Annotated in this window: 1 protein-coding gene; it reads right to left on the minus strand. The window is 68.9% G+C overall.

Features of this window, described 5'->3' with window-relative positions:
- Positions 1-1,484 (minus strand): porin (locus MKK53_RS03655; RefSeq protein WP_243927027.1); only part of this gene is annotated, 1,484 nt, incomplete at both ends.

Below are 1,484 nucleotides of genomic sequence, written 5' to 3' on the forward strand. Positions count from 1 at the left end.
GTAGTTGAACTTCTGGGTGTCGAGCACCCGGCCGTTCTGGACACCGTACTGGGCGTACATGCCCTCGACACCGATATCGAGGTCCTTCACCGGCGACCAGATCAGGTTCGCGCCGGCATAGAGCATGTAGGTGTCGCGCAGGGCGCCGTTGAGGGCGTAGAACCGCGTGCCGGGCGTGCCCGGGCCAAGCGCCGCCAGGGCGGTGCTGCCGATGTTGGCGCCGGCGGCGGGGGTGAACCCGAAGTAGGCGCCCTGGGCGGCGCGGGCGCCGGCCCCGAAGGTGTTCTCACCGTAGGAGGCGAACACCGCCGAACGCCACTCCGGCGACCAGTAGTGCAGGAACGAGCCGACCACCGAGAAGCTCGTGGAGAGCTGCAGCTGGTTGGTGAACGGGTTGATCGTCGCGTCGGAGAAGTTCTGGTTGAACGACGCGCCCTGGATCGAGGTCGGGTTGATGGCGTAGGCGCCGTTGTACGAGCCGTTGCCGGTGTACATCTGCGCGCCTTCGGCATAGGCGCCCTGGAGGTAGAAGGCGTCGCCCGGCGCGATGAACGGGGCGTTGACCTTCAGGCCGCCCTGGACGGCCCAACCGTACTCGCTCTGGGTGCGGGCGGTGACGGCGTTGGTGGCATTGAGGCCCGTGCCGGCGCTGTTGGTGCCGAGGAAGCCGCCCTGGGTGATCACGTTGCCGGCGTTGATCTCATGCACGGCGGCGGAGAGCTGGGCCGAGCCCCAGGGCTGGTCGTAGCGCAGCACGCCGACGAAGTCGGGCATGCGGTTGCGCTGGATGCCGTCGGTGAAGCCGAAGCCGATCGGCTTGCCGTTGACATCGACGCCGAGGACCGCCGGGACCAGCGAGTTCGCCTGGCCGAAGATCTGGGTCGAGGTGTTGCCCACGGCCGCGCCGGCGGCCGAGGTCGGCGAGTAGATCGGGGTGCGGCGGAAGCTCGGGTCTTCCATCGACAGCGTGGCGGAGAAGCCGTTGCCGAGGGTGGCGGTGTAGGCCAGCAGGTTGGTGGAGTAGACGTCCGAGCCCGACGTGCCGCCGATGAACTCGAAGTCGTGGGCGTAGAAGTCGAAGAACGAGGACGCGCGGCCGGCGGTCAGGCCGGCGAACTGCACGAAGGCCTTGTCGGTGTTGAAGTACTGCTCGACGCGGCCGAACTGGTCGATGCCGGTGCCCGGGAAGGCGTTGGCGGTCCGGATTTGGGTGCCGGAGTGCAGGGTCGGGATGCCGGTGCGGCTGGCGGCCTCGATGCGCAGGAAGGCGCGGAGGGTGCCGTAGCCGGTCTGGGTGCGGGCATCGATGTTGATGCGGGCGAGGCCGCGGTAGCCGCTGTAGTCGCCGTTGCCCTGGCCGCGGCTGAGGGGGGCCTGGTAGCCGTACTCGAAGCGGGCGCGGCCCGAGAGGCGCAGGCAGGTGTCGGTGCCGGGGATGTAGAAGAAGCCGGCGCCGTAGGCCGAGCACACACGGACGAACTCGA

The sequence above is a fragment of the Methylobacterium sp. J-076 genome (assembly GCF_022829405.1).
Lineage (GTDB): Bacteria > Pseudomonadota > Alphaproteobacteria > Rhizobiales > Beijerinckiaceae > Methylobacterium.